Raw genomic sequence first — 15,479 nt, forward strand, 5'->3', positions numbered from 1 at the left:
GGGGGCGCTCGGTGCGTGGTGGGGGGGGGCCGTGGCGGTCTCCGCTCTGCGGGCGGGAGCTTTTTTTCCCCGCGCGCGGGTTTATTCCCAGGACCCCGGTGCAGTTAGCAGAAGCGTGAACAACTTCGGGATGCGTGAACTGGATGTGGTCGTGGTGGGCGCCGGGCAGGCCGGCCTGTCCAGCGCCTACCACCTGCGGCGGGCCGGTCTTGAGCCGGACCGCGACTTCGTCGTCCTCGATCACGCGCCCCGGGCGGGCGGCGCCTGGCAGTACCGCTGGCCCTCGCTCACGTACGGGAAGGTCCACGGCATGCATGCCCTGCCGGGCATGGAGCTGACGGGCGCCGACCCCGGCCGGCCCTCGTCCGAGGTGATCGGCGAGTACTTCGACACGTACGAACAGCGCTTCGGCCTGCGGGTGCACCGCCCGGTGGAGGTGAACGCCGTCCGCGAGGGGGACGGCGGCCGGCTGCTCGTGGAGACCTCCGAGGGCACGTACGCCACACGTGCCCTGATCAGCGCGACGGGCACCTGGGACCGGCCCTTCTGGCCGCGTTACCCGGGCCAGGAGACCTTCCGGGGGCGTCAGCTGCACACGGCCGGCTATCCGGGGCCCGGCGAGTTCGCCGGGCAGCGGGTGATCGTCGTCGGGGGCGGCGCCTCCGGCACCCAGCACCTGATGGAGATCGCCGATGTGGCGGCCGCGACGTACTGGGTGACGCGCAGGCCGCCGGTGTTCAGGGAAGGGCCGTTCGGCGAGGATCAGGGGCGCGCCGCCGTGGCCCTGGTGGAGGACCGCGTACGGCGCGGGCTGCCGCCCCGGAGCGTGGTGAGCGTGACCGGGCTGCCGCTCACCGATGCGGTCCGGGACGCGCGCGAGCGAGGAGTCCTGGACCGGATCGAGATGTTCGACCGGATCACTCCGAGCGGTGTGGCCTGGGACGACGGCCGGACCGTCGACGCCGACGTGATCGTGTGGGCGACCGGCTTCCGGGCAGCCGTCGACCATCTGACGCCACTGAAGCTCCGCGAGCCCGGCGGAGGCATCAAGCTCGACGGCACTCAGGTGGTACGGGACGGGCGCGTCCATCTCGTCGGCTACGGCCCGTCGGCCAGCACGATCGGCGCCAACCGCGCGGGACGGGCCGCGGTTCGTTCGATCGTGCGGCTGCTGGACCGGGCCGGTCGCCCCGGCCCCGCTCGGGTCCCGGCCCCGGTCCCCGTCTGACGGAGGCGCCGCGGGTCAGCCCGTGGTGGCGGAGCTGCGGTTGCGGTTGAATTCCTCGACGTTCGTGAGCTGCTCGTCATAGCTGTCGGTGAAACGGGTGTCGCCGGGCCCGACCGTGACGAAGTACAGCCACGGGCCGGGCGGCGGACTGATGGCCGCCTGCATGGCCTGCTCCCCCGGGTTGCCGATGGGGGTCGGCGGCAGCCCCTTGCGCTCGTAGCTGTTGTAGGGACTGTCGATCTTCGTATCGCCCGTGGTGGTGTCCAGCGTGGACCGCTTCAGCGCGTAGTTGAGCGTCGAGTCCATCTGCAGCGCCATGTCCTGGGCCAGCCGGTTGTAGACGACCCTGGCCACCTTGCCCATGTCGGAGACGGTGTCGGCCTCCGCCTGCACGATGGCGGCGATCGTCACCGTCTGGTAGACGGAGACGCTGTTGCGCTGAGCCCCTGCGGTGATGTGGTCGGCGCCGAACCGCTTGACCGCCGTGTCCACCATGTAGCGGAGCAGGGTCTTGGGCGTCGTGTTGTCATCGACGGGATACGTCGCGGGGAAGAGGTAGCCCTCGGGGTTGCCCCGGGCGGTGGCCGGGAGGGGCAGTTCGGCCGTGGGCACGGCATTCTCCGTGGAACCCGGCGCCAGTCCGAGCGCCTGGTCGGCCGCGTCGTACACCTGGGAGGCCCGCCATCCCTCGGGGATCACCAGGGAGCGGGGCGGCTCCTTCTCCTCCTCCGATCCGAGAATCATCAGCGGCACCATCACGGCAGCCACCACGACGAGGACGGTGCCGATGAGCAGCACCAGGCGCCCGCGCCGGGTCGGGCGGAGTCTGCGGCGGGGCGGGGCGCCCGGGGGCTCGTTCACCATGCGGGCACGTTAACCCGGACATATGCACCAATTCGGTACCTGACGGTGGACGACACGAACCGTACGCACTTCACCAGAACACACGAACAAGGAATCGGGTGTTCGCTCGAACGCGTGGTCGCATCGGTTTTCGTTGCTCAACTCCGGTGCGCAGCCTGATGATTACAGGGCGCAAGCGACGGGCTGCAGACCGCGACTGCGCAGTCCCACAGATGCACCACGCACAAGGAGAAACACCAGATGAACTTCCTCACCAACCTGCTTGCCGGCGTCGTCCACTTCGTGGGTTGGCTCGTCTGACCATTGCTCCACCGGCGCCGCTGCTCCCCGTCCCACGGGGGCGGCGGCGCTGTCGTGTGCGGCCCCTCAGCCCTGGGCCGGCCGGGGGCCCGGACCCGTGAAGGGAGGCAGGGCGGCGAATCCCGGGGCCACGGTGACCACTCCGGCGAGGGCATCGAGGGCCCTGCGCACGCGAGTGAGCGGGTGGTCCGGGAACTGCGCGGGCCGCACGGCGGACCGGCAGCGCGCTCCGGCCCTGGAGTTGCGCAACGTCCGTGCGCGGGGCCCCCGCTCAGGGGGCGACGGGTGCCGGTTCCCGTTCGGTGTCGCGGCGGATCAGGGCCGCGTATCTGCCGTCCCGGTCGAGCAGTTCCTCATGGGTGCCACGCTCCGCCGTACGACCGCCGTCCAGGACGATGATCTGATCCGCGCCACGGACCGTGGAGAGCCGGTGCGCGATCGTGAGTGTGGTGCGCCCGGCGGAGAGCGCGTCGATCGCCGACTGCACCGCGTGTTCGGTACGCGTATCGAGAGCGCTCGTCGCCTCGTCGAGGATCAGCACGGGAGGGTCGCGCAGAATGGTGCGGGCGATCGCCAGGCGCTGCTTCTCGCCGCCGGAGAAGCGGTAGCCCCGTTCCCCGACCAGGGTGTCGTACCCGTCGGGCAGTGCGGCGATGTGGTCGTGGATCTGCGCGGCGCGGGCCGCCGCCTCTATCTCCTCGTCCGTGGCTTCCGGCTTGGCGAAGCGGAGGTTCTCGGCGACGGATGCGTGAAAGAGGTAGGTCTCCTGGGAGACCACACCGACGGCCCTGGCCAGGGTGTCGAAGTCCAGGTCACGTACGTCGACGCCGTCGATCGTGACCCGGCCGCCGGTGACGTCGTACAGCCTGGGGACGAGATAGCTGAGAGTCGACTTGCCGGAACCGGTGGGTCCTACGACGGCCAGACTGCTGCCGGCGGGCACGGTGATGTCGATGCCGGTGAGGGTGGGTCCGCTCTTCTCGTCGTAACCGAAGTCGACGTCCTCGAAGGCGACCTCGCCCCGGATCTTCTCCAGCCGCACCGGCTTCTCGGGCTCGGTGATGTCCACCTTCAGGTCGAGATACTCGAAGATCCGCTGGAAGAGGGCGAGGGACGTCTGCATCTGCACTCCGGTGGAGAGCAGGCTCACGGCGGGCCGGAACAGGCCCTGCTGGAGCGAGACGAAGGCGACCAGGGTGCCGAGGGAGACGGCGGTGGCGCCCGACTGGAGCGTGATGCCGGCCGCCCAGTAGATGACGGCGGGCATGGCGGCCATGACGATGCCGATCGTCGACATCCGCCAGCGGCCGGCCATGCTGGAGCGCACTTCGAGGTCGACGAGGCGCTCGGACTCCTCGGCGAAGCCCTTGGTGAGCGATTCCGAGCGGCCCATGGTGCGGCCGAGGAGGATGCCGCTGACCGAGAGGGACTCGGTGACAGTGGCGGCCATGGCCGCCATCTGCTTCTGGCGCTGGGTCGTGATCCTCTTGCGCTCCCGGCCCACCCGGCGGCTGATCCACACGAAGACCGGCAGCAGGAGCAGCGAGACGACGGTGAGCCGCCAGTCGAGCGCGAGCATGGCGACGACGGTGGCGATGACCGCGGTGAGGTTGGAGACCAGCGAGGTCGCGGTCGAGGTGACCGTCGCCTGCATACCGCCGATGTCGCTGGCGATGCGGGACTGCACCTCGCCCGTGCGCGTCTTGGTGAAGAAGGCCAGCGGCATCCGCTGGAGCTGGGTGTAGACGGCGGTGCGCAGGTCGTGCATGACGCGCTGGCCGACCGTCGTGGAGATGAGGGTCTGCACCACACCGAAGACGCTGGTCATCACGGCGGTGAGGATCATGCCGAGGGCGAGCAGCGAGAGCAGGCCGGTCCGGCCCTGGGGAATGGCGGTGTCCAGGATCTCGCGCAGCAGGAACGGGGAAGCCACCGACACCAGGGACGAGGCGCCGACCAGCAGACCGACCAGCGCGAGACGGCCACGGTAGGGGCGGAAGAGACGGAAGATGCGGCGCAGCTCGGCGGGCGGCTGCCCGTCATCGCTCGGCGGGGGCGTCCACGCGGGTTCGTCGGGTTTCATGGGCTCCTTCGGAGGGCGTGCGGCAGTGTGACTTCGGAGAGCATAGCTCATTGTTACCTATACTCACAATGAACGGAGTCCTGATATTGTTCCCTCATGGACTCACCCGATCCCGACGGCCTGCTGGCCGAGCAACTGCTGCGGCTCACCCGCAGGCTCCACCGCATCCAGAGCCGCCAGCTGGAGCCGATCGGCATCACTCCCGCGCAGTTTCGGCTGCTGCGCACCGTCGCGCATTACGACGGCCCGCCCCGGATGGCCGATCTCGCGCAGCGCCTGGACGTCGTCCCGCGCGCCGTGACCAGCCTGGTCGACGGCCTGGAGGCGAGCGGCCGGGTGCGCCGCGCGCCGGACCCGGCCAGCCGCCGGGTGGTGCGCGTCGAGATCACCGACGAGGGGCGCGCCACTCTCCGGTCCCTGCGCAGCGCGCGCCGGGCCGCCGCAGAGGAGATCCTTGCTCCATTGACCGCCGATCAGCGCGAGGTGCTCGGCGGGCTGCTGTCCGCTCTGGTCGACGGGATGCCGGAGCGCCGCTGCTGAGACGGCGCGGAGCGCCGTACCTCCGAGGGGACCTGTCATGCCGCTGCTGGAGCCGAAGCCGGAAGCCCTCCGTCCTGGTACGGCGCGCACGCCGTCCCACGACCGGGTCCCCGACCGGAAGGCGCAGGGCACACCCGAGCCACTGCGCTCCGAGCTGACGGCCCTGCTCGGAGCCGACAAGGTGCTGTGGAAGATCTCCGACCTCGTGCGGTACGCCTCCGATGCCAGCCCCTACCGCTTCCTCCCCGAGGTGGTGCTCGTCCCGGAGGACATCGACGACATCTCCGCGATCCTCTCGTACGCCCACGGCAAGGGCCGCGAGGTGGTGTTCCGGGCCGCGGGCACCAGTCTGAACGGCCAGGCCCAGGGGGAGGACATCCTCGTCGACGTACGCCGTCACTGGACGGGGATCGAGGTCCTGGACGACGGGGCGCGGGCCCGGATCGGGCCGGGGACCACCGTCATGCGGGCCAACGCCGCCCTGGCCAGGCACGGCAGGCTGCTGGGTCCCGACCCGGCCAGCGCCATCGCGTGCACGGTCGGCGGTGTCGTCGCCAACAACGCTTCCGGGATGACCGCGGGGACGACCCGCAATTCGTACCGCACCCTCTCCTCGCTCACCTTCGTCCTGCCCAGCGGCACCGTCGTCGATACGGCGGACCCGGCGGCGGACGACCTGCTGGCCCATGCCGAGCCCCGGCTGTGCGAGGGGCTGCTCGCGCTCAAGTCGGAGATCGAGGCGGACCCGGAGCTCACGGCCAGGATCCGTGCCAAGTACGAGATCAAGAACACCAACGGATACCGTCTGGACGCGTTTCTCGACGGTTCGACGCCCGCGCAGATCCTTCGGGGGCTGATGGTCGGCTCCGAGGGCACCTTCGGTTTCATCTCCGAGGTCGTCTTCGACACCCTGCCCCTGGACCGCCGGGTCTCGTCGGCGCTGCTGTTCTTCCCCTCGCTGTCGGCCGCCGCGACGGCCGTCCCCCGATTCAACGAGGCGGGGGCGATCGCGGTGGAGCTCATGGACGGCAACACCCTGCGCGCCTCGGTCAGCGTCCAGGGCGTCCCGGCCGACTGGTCGACGCTGCCCAAGGAGACGACGGCGCTGCTGGTGGAATTCCGCGCCCCGGACGAGGCCGGACAGGTGGCGTACGAGAGGGCGGCGGCGGAGGTCGTCGCCGGGCTGGACCTCGTGACGCCTGCCCAGTCGGTCACCAACGCGTTCACCCGGGGCTCCGCGGCGATCTCCGGCTACTGGAAGGCGCGCAAGGCCTTCGTCACCGCGGTCGGCGGCTCCCGCCCGTCCGGTACGACACTCATCACGGAGGACTTCGCCGTACCGCCCGCACGCCTCGCCGAAGCCTGCCGGGCACTGCTGGAGCTCCAGGCGGAGCACGGTTTCGACGCGGCTGTCGCGGGCCACGCGGCCCACGGCAATCTCCACTTCCTGCTCGCCTTCGACGCGGGGAAGCCCTCCGATGTCGACCGGTACGCCGCCTTCATGGACGACTTCTGCCGGCTCGTCGTCGACCGGTTCGACGGCTCGCTGAAGGCCGAGCACGCCACGGGACGCAATATCGCGCCGTTCCTGGAGCTGGAGTGGGGCCCGAAGGCGACGGAGCTGATGTGGCGTACGAAGCAGGTCATCGACCCCGACGGGGTGCTGGCGCCCCGCATCGTCCTCGACCGTGACCCGAAGGCCCATCTGCGCGGGCTCAAGACGATTCCGAAGGTGGAGGCCGTCGCCGACCCGTGCATCGAGTGCGGCTTCTGCGAACCGACCTGCCCCAGTGAGGACCTGACCACCACTCCGCGCCAACGGATCGTGCTGCGCCGGGAGATGATGCGGCAGAGCGACGGTGCCCCGGTGGAGGCCGGTCTGCTCGATGCGTACGGGTACGACGCGGTGGACACCTGCGCGGGCGACTCCACCTGCAAACTGGCCTGCCCGGTCGGCATCGACACCGGGGCGATGATGAGGGACTTCCGTCATCTGCGGCACTCTCCGCGCGAGGAGCGGATCGCCGCGCTGACCGCGAAGAACTTCAAGGCGGTGGAGGCCGCGGCCCGTCTGGCGGTGGCCGCCGCCGACAGGATCACGGACCGGATCGGCGACCGGCTGCTGGAGTCCGTCACCGGGCTGGCGCGCAAGGCCGTGCGCCCCGATCTGGTGCCCGAGTGGCTGCCGGAGATCCCCGGAGCCGCCGCCCGGAAGCTGCCTCGCACCTCCAGGGCCGGCGCCGACGCCGTCTACTACCCGGCGTGCGTGAACCGCATCTTCGCCGGCCCCGAGCCGAGGCGGGAACCGTCCCTGGCCGAGGCCGTCGTCGCCGTCTCCGCCCGCGCCGGAAAGCCGGTGTGGATCCCCGACGATGTCGCGGGCACCTGCTGCGCGACGATCTGGCACTCCAAGGGGTACGACGAGGGCAACAGGGTGATGGCCAACCGCATGGTGGAGGCCGCCTGGGGCTGGACCGCGGGCGGCAGGCTGCCCCTGGTCGTCGACGCCTCGTCCTGCACTCTGGGCATCGCCCACGAGGTGGTGCCCTATCTCACCGGGGACAACCGCGAACTGCACCGCGAACTGACCGTCGTCGACTCGCTCGTGTGGGCGGCGGACGAGCTGCTTCCGGAGCTGACGGTGCTCCGCAGGACCGGTTCGGCGGTCCTGCACCCGACCTGCTCGATGGAGCACCTGGGCGACGTCGAGCACCTGCGCAGGGTCGCCGAGGCATGCGCCGACGAGGTGGTCGTACCCGATGACGCGGGGTGCTGCGCCTTCGCCGGTGACCGCGGCATGCTCCACAAGGAGCTGACCGCCTCTGCCACCGCGAAGGAGGCGGCCGAGGTCGGCACCCGGACGTACGACGTGTATCTGTCGGCGAACCGGATGTGCGAGATCGGCATGGACCGGGCGACCGGGCAGCGGTACCACTCGGTGCTGATGGAGCTGGAGCGGGCGACCCGCCCGTAGAAGCGGAGCGCCGCAGGAACGCCACCCGAGAGGCGGCCGGATATGGCCCCCGGGCGGCCCCGGCGCGTAAAACCGTTTGCCTCGGACCAGGGCAGGAAGCGAACCTTGCACGGTTTGGTCCCTCACCGTTCCTCACCATTCACCTGTTTCCGAGGTCCACGGACCTCCGCCCTTCCAAGCCCTGGGACGTCATGCAGATTCGCGATCTTCCGTACTCAGATCCTGGCGATCCGGATGTCCGGTCAGGTCCATGGTTCCTGTTCTGGCTCGGGCGCAATCAGCTCGCCGGACAGCTCAAGTCCCTTTCCTGGGGCCTCCTCCATCAGTGCGCCATCGCCGGGCTCCCGCTCGCCGTCGGCCTCGCCGTCCAGGCCGTCATCGACGGCTCGGGCAGCGGTCTCGCCTGGGCCGGCGGCCTGATCGTGGCCCTCGGTGTCCTGATCGCCGTCGGTGACACGATGCTCCACCGGACCGCCGTCACCAACTGGATCACCGCTGCCGCACGGGTGCAGCAGCTCCTGGCACGCAAGACCGCCGAGCTCGGCTCCGCGCTCACCCGGCGGGTCGCGGCCGGTGAAGTGGTATCCGTATCAACAGGTGACGTCGAGAAAATTGGATGGTTCGTCGAAGCACTTTCCCGCTTCGCCGCCGCCGCGACCGCCCTCGTACTGATCTGTATCGGCCTCGTCCTCTATCTCCCGACCCTCGGCGTGCTGGTGGCGATCGCCATGCCGGTCCTGGCGCTGGCGGTACTGCCGCTGCTCCCCCGGGCCACCCGGCGCGCCGATGTGCAGCGCGAGAAGGCGGGCAAGGCGACGGAGCTGGCCTCCGACACGGTCGCCGGTCTGCGGGTGCTGCGCGGTATCGGCGGTGAGGAACTCTTCCTCGGCCGCTACCGCCGCGCCTCCCAGGAGGTGCGCAAGGCCGCCGTCCGCAGTGCCAGGATGTGGGCGCTGATCTCGGCGATCCAGGTGCTGCTGCCGGGCGTTCTGCTGATCTCACTGGTCGTGTACGGGGCGACGCTGGCCCGGGACGGCCGCATCGAGGTGGGCCAGCTGGTCACCGTGTACAGCGCGGCGACCCTGATGCTGTTCCCTCTGCGGCACGTGGAAGAGATCGCCATGGCGTACTCCTTCTCCAAGCCTTCCGCGAAGCGCGCGGTCCGGGTGCTGTCCCTGCACCGCAGCGAGCAGCCTTCGCCGGTCGAGGACGTGGCCCCGGCCGGCGACCTGTACGACCCGGCCACCGGCCTGATGGCCCCCGAAGGGCTGTTCACCGCCGTGGTCTGCGGCGATCCCGACGAGGCCGGGCGGCTGGCCGAACGGCTCGGCGGGCACGTCCAGGCCGAGGACGACGCGGCCGGTACCGACGACACCTCACAGAAGGGGGCACCTTCGGTGCTGCTCGGCGGAGTGGCCCTGGACGAACTGCCGCTGGACCGCGCGCGGACCGCGGTGCTGGTACAGGACAAGGATCCGGTGCTGCTCTCGGGGACGCTGCGCGAGCTGCTCGATGTTCCGTCCTCCGGGCTCGTGACCGCCGAGGACGCCCTGTCGGCGGCCCAGTGCGCCGATGTGCTGGACGCGCTGGCGCAGGCTTCGCCCGACACGGACGGCGACCCGATGGGGACCCGGATCACGGAGCGCGGCCGTTCGCTCTCCGGTGGCCAGCGGCAGCGGCTCGCGCTGGCGCGTTCCCTGGTCACTGACCCGGAGGCGCTGGTGCTCGACGAGCCGACGTCCGCGGTCGACTCGCACACGGAGGCCCGGGTGGCCGCAGGTATCAAGCGGCTGCGCCGGGGCCGTACGACCGTGGCGTTCGCCTCGTCACCGCTGCTGCTCGACCTGGCGGACCGTGTGGTGCTGGTCCACGACGGCTCCGTCGTTGCCGTCGGCTCGCACCGCGAGCTGCTGCGCGGCGAACCCCGGTACCGGGCGGTCGTCACACGCGAGACCGAGGACGAAATCGCGGCCCTGGCCGCACAGGAGGAGATCGAGGAGACCGGACAGGCCTCCGCGATCGACGCGATCGAGGAAATCGAGGAGAGGGCATGATCGGCGTCGCACCACCGGCGTACGACCCGGCCGCCCCGGAGTCGGCGACGACCCTGCCGGTCGGCACACCGATGACCGTGCGCGGTTACGTACGGGACCTGCTGCGGCGTCACCGCAAGGCGTTCACCGTGCTCATCACGGTGAACGCGATCGCGGTGATCGCCTCGATCACCGGCCCGTATCTGCTGGGCGGGCTGGTCGAGGACCTGTCGAACGGAGTCACCGACCTCCATCTGGAGCGCACCGCCGCGGTGTTCGCGATCGCGCTCGTCGTGCAGACCGTGTTCACACGGACCATGCGGCTGCGCGGTGCGATGCTCGGTGAGGAGATGCTCGCCGATCTGCGCGAGGACTTCCTCGTACGCTCGGTCGGGCTGCCGCCGGGGGTCCTGGAGCGGGCCGGGACGGGTGATCTGCTGTCCAGGATCACCACGGACATCGACCGTCTCGCGAACGCGATGCGTGAGGCCGTGCCGCAGCTGGCGATCGGCGTGGTGTGGGCGGGTCTGCTGCTCGGCGCGCTCACGGTGACGGCGCCGCCGCTGGCACTGGCGGTACTGATCGCGCTGCCCGTCCTGATCGTCGGCTGCCGCTGGTACTTCAAGCGGGCGCCTTCGGCGTACCGCTCGGAGGCCGCCGGATACGCGTCGGTCGCGGCGATGCTCGCCGAGACCGTGGACGCCGGGCGGACCGTGGAGGCGCACCGTCTGGGGGCGCGCCGGGTCGCGCTGTCGGACCGCCGGATCGAGGAGTGGACAGCTTGGGAACGGTACACATTGTTCCTGCGTTCGGTGCTCTTCCCCGTCATCAACGCGACGTACGTGACGATCCTCGGCGCGGTGCTGATGCTCGGCGGCTGGTTCGTGCTGGAGGGCTGGCTCACCGTCGGTCAGCTGACGACCGGTGCGCTGCTGGCGCAGATGATGGTCGACCCGATCGGGCTGATCCTGCGCTGGTACGACGAGTTGCAGGTCGCCCAGGTCTCGCTGGCCCGGCTGGTCGGTGTACGGGACATCGAGCCGGACGCGGGTGACGACGAGGTCGGCCCCGACGGCCGCGCGGTCCGTGCCGACGAGGTGCACTTCGGCTACCGGGCCGGGGTCGACGTCCTGCACAAGGTGACCCTGGACGTGGCTCCGGGTACGCGGCTGGCGCTGGTCGGCCCTTCGGGGGCGGGCAAGTCCACGCTGGGCCGGCTGCTGGCCGGGATCTACGCACCGCGCACGGGCGAAGTGACCCTGGGCGGGGCGGAGTTGTCGCGGATGACGGCGGAGCGGGTGCGGCAGCACGTCGCCCTGGTCAACCAGGAGCACCACGTCTTCGTGGGTTCGCTGCGCGACAACCTGCTGCTGGCCCGTACCGGCGCCGATGACGCGGAGCTGTGGGCCTCCCTCGCCGCGGTCGACGCGGACGGCTGGGCGAAGGCCCTGGACAAGGAGCTGGACACGGAGGTCGGCTCGGGCGGCTTCGCCCTCACTCCGGCGCAGGCGCAGCAGATCGCGCTGGCCCGGCTGGTACTCGCCGATCCGCACACGCTGGTGCTGGACGAGGCGACCTCGCTGCTCGACCCGCGGGCCGCCAGGCATCTGGAGCGCTCGCTGGCCAGGGTGCTGGACGGCCGTACGGTGGTGGCCATCGCGCACCGCCTGCACACCGCGCACGACGCGGATGTGATCGCGGTCGTCGAGAGCGGCCGGATCAGCGAACTGGGCAGCCACGACGAGCTGGTGGCGGCGGACGGCGCGTACGCGGCGCTGTGGCGGTCCTGGCACGGCTGATCCAGGCCACGGGGCTCCCGGGCGCAGCGAACGTGTCCAACCGTGATCACTAATGTGTGACAGGTGAACGATTCGAACGTGACTTCGGGGGCTCCGGACTGTCGCAGCGCCGCGCGGTATCTGTGGTGGCTGGTCACCAGTCAGCGCCGGCGGGTCGCCGCCGGTGCGCTGCTCGGCAGCGCCTGGATGGTCTGCCTGACGCTGCCGCCGTACCTGCTGTCACGGGCCATCGACGACGGGCTGGAACCGGGTCGGTGGCCCGCGCTGGCCGGCTGGGCAGCCGCGTTGTTCGGTGTGGGGGTGCTGAACGCGTGGCTCGGCATCATGCGGCACCGCACGATGACCAGGGTGCGGATGGATGCCGCCTTCCGTTCGGTGCAGGTGGTCGTCAGGCAGGCGACCAGGCTGGGCGCCGCACTGCCGCGCCGGGCCACGGCCGGGGAGGTCGTGACGATCGGGTTCGGCGATGTCGGCGTGATCGCCGGCACGCTGACCATCACCGGCCCCGGTGTCGGCGCGGTCCTCGCCTATGTCGTCGTCGCCGGGCTGCTGCTGACCATCTCACCCCTGCTCGCCGCGGTGGTGCTGCTCGGTGTGCCGCTCCTCGCGGTGCTGGTCGGCCCGCTGCTGGGGCGGCTTCAGGGCGTCGAGACGACGTACCGCGAGCAACAGGGCGCGCTCGCCGCACGGTTCGAGGACATCGTCGGGGGTCTGCGCGTCCTCAATGGCATCGGCGGCAAGGAGGTGTACGCCGAGCGCTACCGGCGCGGCTCGCGGACGGTACAGGCGGAGGGGTACCGCGTCGGCACGGTGACCAGCTGGATCCGGGCTCTCGGTGTCGGGCTTCCCACCCTGTTCCTCGGGACGGTGACCTGGCTGGCGGCCCGGATGGCCGCTCAAGGGACCATCACGGTCGGCGAGTTGGTCGCGGTGTACGGGTACGCCGCGGTGCTTGTGGTGCCGGTCGCGTTCTTCATCGAGGGCGGCTACGACCTCAGCCGCGGACTCGTCGCAGCCCGCAGGGTCGTACGGTTCCTGGCCCTGGAGCCCGATTCCGCAGGTGCGGACGCGGGTTCGGACGGGCCGGAGTCGCCGTCCACGCTCCGTGATCCGGCATCCGGCGTCGAGGTGGTGCCCGGAAAACTGACCGCGTTGGTCAGCGCCCTGCCGTCGGATTCCGCGGCGGTGGTCGACCGCCTCGGCCGCTTCGCGGAGTCGGCCGCGACCTGGGGTGCGATACGCCTCGACACCATCGACCTGACGCAGGTCCGCCGGCGGATCCTCGTCGCGGACAACGAGGCCGATCTGTTCGCCGGCCCGCTGCTCGAGGTGATCCGCGGCACGCGGGATCCGGACGCGGACACCATCGCCCGCGGTGTCCACGCGGGCATGGCGCAGGACATCGTCCGCGGCCTGCCCGACGGGCTCGACTCGCGCGTCGACGCGCAGGGCCGCAACCTCTCCGGAGGTCAGCGCCAGCGCATCCGCCTGGTCCGAGCCCTGCTGGCCGATCCCGAGGTACTCCTGGCGGTCGAGCCCACCTCGGCGGTCGACGCACACACCGAGGCGGCCGTCGCGACCCGGCTGCGCGCGGCGCGGACCGGCCGCACCACGGTCGTCACCAGCACGTCACCGCTCCTCCTGGATGAGGCGGACACCGTGCACTACCTGGTCGACGGCTCCGTCGTGGACACCGGCACCCATCGCGAACTCCTGGACAGGCAGCCCGGCTACCGGCTCCTGGTGTCGCGCGGCGTCGACGACGAGGACGACGACCGCACGGGCGAAGGTACCGTCCCGCCGCTCCGGGAGGCCGTGCGATGACTGCCCGTTCCCTGCCCGTTGCCGGACCGTCCGAGGTACGCCGCGCGGCGTACCGGCTGATCCGGCTGGACGGTCGCGCCTTCGCCGTCATGATCGGCCTCAACGCGCTGGCCGCCGGTGCCGGACTCGCCGGCCCGTGGCTGCTCGGCCGCATCATCGACGAGGTCGGATCCGGGGGCACGGTGGCCTCGGTGGACCGCCTCGCTCTCGCCATGCTCGTCTTCGCGCTCGCGCAACTCCTGCTGACCCGCTACGCCGGCCACGTCGGACACCGCTTCGGCGAGCGGACCCTGGCGCGTATCCGCGAGGAGTTCGCCGACCGGGCGCTCGCACTGCCCGCGGCGGTGGCCGAACGGGCCGGAACCGGCGACCTGATGACCCGCGGCACCACGGACGTCGCCGCTGTCGGCGCGACTCTCCGCGATGCCGGACCCGAGGTCCTCATCGCCGGAGTCCAGGCGCTGTTCATCCTCGGCGCGGTCTTCGTGATCGACCCGCTGCTCGGTGCGTGCGGGGTGCTGGGGCTGCTCGGCATCTGGTTCGCCGCCCGCTGGTATCTGCGCCGGGCGCTCACCGCGTACCTCGCCGAAGGGGCCGCCAACTCGGCTCTCGCGGAGCAGCTCGCGGCCACCGCGGCCGGCGCCCGCACCATCGAAGCCCTCGGCCTGCAAGAACGCCGCATCTCGGCATGCCAGGAGGACATCGAAACGTGCCGCGGCACAAGGACCCGCACCCTGTTCCTCCGCAGCGTGCTCTTCCCCGCCGTGGACATCTCGTACGCCGTTCCCGTGACCGGTGTCCTACTGGTCGGCGGTGTGCTGCACGACCACGGCGCGATGAGCCTCGGCGCGGTGGTCGCATCGGCCCTGTATCTGCGGCAGCTCTCCCAGCCCCTGGACACCATCCTTCAGCAGCTGGAGCGGGTGCAGAGCAGCAGTGCCTCCTTCGCCAGGGTCGAGGGCCTCGGCCTGGCCACGCAGGCACCGCCGCCCGCGTCCCCCGCACCGGCCGACGACCGGATCGAGGTGACCGGTGTGCGTTACGCCTACGACGGCGGGGGCGACGTGCTGCGCGGTGTCGACCTGACGGTCCGGCCCGGCGAGCGCCTGGCGATCGTCGGTCCCTCAGGCGCGGGCAAGACCACCCTGGGCCGACTGCTGGCCGGGATGGACACACCCCACACCGGCTCGGTGACGGTGGGACAGGTCCCGGTCGCCGGTCTGGACCCCGGCCAACTGCGCCGGCACGTCGTCCTCGTCACCCAGGAACACCATGTGTTCCTGGGCACGGTCCGGGACAACCTGCTGATCGCCGCAGCTCACGCCACCGACGCCGAGCTGCGTGCGGCACTCCTCGCGGTGGGCGCCGAATGGGCCGTCGAGCTGCCTGACGGCCTGGACACCGATCTGGGGCACGGGGGGCATCGGCCCGACGGCGCCCGGGCACAGCAGCTCGCCCTGGCGCGCGTGGTGCTGGCCGACCCGCACACGCTGATACTCGACGAGGCGACCGCACTCCTGGACCCGAGGACCGCCCGGCACACGGAGCGGGCGCTGGCCGCTGTCCTCGAAGGCCGGACCGTCGTCGCCATCGCCCACCGCTTGCAGACGGCCCACGACGCCGACCGGGTGGCCGTGATGGAGGACGGCCGCCTCACCGAACTCGGCACCCACGACGAGCTCGTCGCGGCCGGCGGCGCCTACGCGGCACTCTGGCGCTCATGGCACGGCGAGGGGCACGCGGAGAGGCACGGCGAGGCGCATCCCTCCTCGTGAGCCGCGTCGAGCCGGGGCGCCGTCGGGAGGCGAACTCGGATGCGGCCGGTAAGGATGAG

The 15,479-nt window shown here is 71.2% G+C and carries 9 protein-coding genes; 7 read left to right on the forward strand and 2 right to left on the reverse strand.

Annotated features, from left to right (window positions below):
• The first annotated feature begins 130 nt into the window (after positions 1-130).
• The gene (locus ACWGO0_RS29485; RefSeq protein ID WP_453541621.1) at positions 131-1,228 is read left to right on the forward strand and encodes an NAD(P)-binding domain-containing protein; all 1,098 of its coding nucleotides are present in this window, start codon (positions 131-133) and stop codon (positions 1,226-1,228) included.
• Between the two features lie 15 nt (positions 1,229-1,243).
• On the opposite strand, the gene mltG is transcribed toward ACWGO0_RS29485, so the two are convergent.
• Together mltG and ACWGO0_RS29495 are read right to left on the reverse strand one after the other, a co-directional pair.
• Positions 1,244-2,092 carry an endolytic transglycosylase MltG gene (gene mltG / locus ACWGO0_RS29490; protein WP_453541624.1) on the reverse strand — a complete coding sequence of 283 codons (849 nt, stop codon included), beginning with the start codon at positions 2,090-2,092 and terminating at the stop codon, positions 1,244-1,246.
• Between the two features lie 571 nt (positions 2,093-2,663).
• Positions 2,664-4,475: an ABC transporter ATP-binding protein gene (locus tag ACWGO0_RS29495; protein WP_453541627.1), complete on the reverse strand. Its 1,812-nt coding sequence runs from the start codon at positions 4,473-4,475 to the stop codon at positions 2,664-2,666.
• 96 nt (positions 4,476-4,571) lie between these two features.
• On the opposite strand from ACWGO0_RS29495, the gene ACWGO0_RS29500 reads away from it, so the two are divergent.
• The 6 genes from ACWGO0_RS29500 (at position 4,572) to ACWGO0_RS29525 (ending at position 15,420) form a co-directional block, all read left to right on the forward strand.
• Positions 4,572-5,015 carry a MarR family winged helix-turn-helix transcriptional regulator gene (locus tag ACWGO0_RS29500; RefSeq protein WP_453541630.1) on the forward strand — a complete coding sequence of 148 codons (444 nt, stop codon included), beginning with the start codon at positions 4,572-4,574 and terminating at the stop codon, positions 5,013-5,015.
• A gap of 37 nt (positions 5,016-5,052) precedes the next feature.
• On the forward strand, positions 5,053-7,989 hold the full coding sequence (locus ACWGO0_RS29505; protein WP_453541633.1) for an FAD-binding and (Fe-S)-binding domain-containing protein: 2,937 nt from the start codon (positions 5,053-5,055) through the stop codon (positions 7,987-7,989).
• Positions 7,990-8,180: 191 nt separating this feature from the next.
• Complete coding sequence (locus ACWGO0_RS29510) at positions 8,181-10,043, forward strand: ABC transporter transmembrane domain-containing protein (protein WP_453541636.1); 1,863 nt, start codon at positions 8,181-8,183, stop codon at positions 10,041-10,043.
• Positions 10,040-11,821, forward strand: a complete 1,782-nt coding sequence (locus ACWGO0_RS29515; RefSeq protein ID WP_453541639.1) for an ABC transporter ATP-binding protein — start codon at positions 10,040-10,042, stop codon at positions 11,819-11,821. Before ACWGO0_RS29510 ends, ACWGO0_RS29515 begins: the two co-directional genes overlap by 4 nt.
• A 63-nt stretch (positions 11,822-11,884) precedes the next feature.
• Positions 11,885-13,645: an ABC transporter ATP-binding protein gene (locus ACWGO0_RS29520; RefSeq protein WP_453541642.1), complete on the forward strand. Its 1,761-nt coding sequence runs from the start codon at positions 11,885-11,887 to the stop codon at positions 13,643-13,645.
• Complete coding sequence (locus ACWGO0_RS29525; protein ID WP_453541645.1) at positions 13,642-15,420, forward strand: ABC transporter ATP-binding protein; 1,779 nt, start codon at positions 13,642-13,644, stop codon at positions 15,418-15,420. Before ACWGO0_RS29520 ends, ACWGO0_RS29525 begins: the two co-directional genes overlap by 4 nt.
• Positions 15,421-15,479: the final 59 nt, after the last annotated feature.

Source organism: Streptomyces sp. NPDC055749 (genome assembly GCF_053617235.1).

Coding starts and splice junctions, on each gene's coding strand:
- ACWGO0_RS29485 (WP_453541621.1), top strand. CDS start 131: ATGCGTGAACTGGATGTGGTCGTGGTGGGCGCCGGGCAGGCCGGCCTG.
- mltG (WP_453541624.1), bottom strand. CDS start 2,092: ATGGTGAACGAGCCCCCGGGCGCCCCGCCCCGCCGCAGACTCCGCCCG.
- ACWGO0_RS29495 (WP_453541627.1), bottom strand. CDS start 4,475: ATGAAACCCGACGAACCCGCGTGGACGCCCCCGCCGAGCGATGACGGG.
- ACWGO0_RS29500 (WP_453541630.1), top strand. CDS start 4,572: ATGGACTCACCCGATCCCGACGGCCTGCTGGCCGAGCAACTGCTGCGG.
- ACWGO0_RS29505 (WP_453541633.1), top strand. CDS start 5,053: ATGCCGCTGCTGGAGCCGAAGCCGGAAGCCCTCCGTCCTGGTACGGCG.
- ACWGO0_RS29510 (WP_453541636.1), top strand. CDS start 8,181: ATGCAGATTCGCGATCTTCCGTACTCAGATCCTGGCGATCCGGATGTC.
- ACWGO0_RS29515 (WP_453541639.1), top strand. CDS start 10,040: ATGATCGGCGTCGCACCACCGGCGTACGACCCGGCCGCCCCGGAGTCG.
- ACWGO0_RS29525 (WP_453541645.1), top strand. CDS start 13,642: ATGACTGCCCGTTCCCTGCCCGTTGCCGGACCGTCCGAGGTACGCCGC.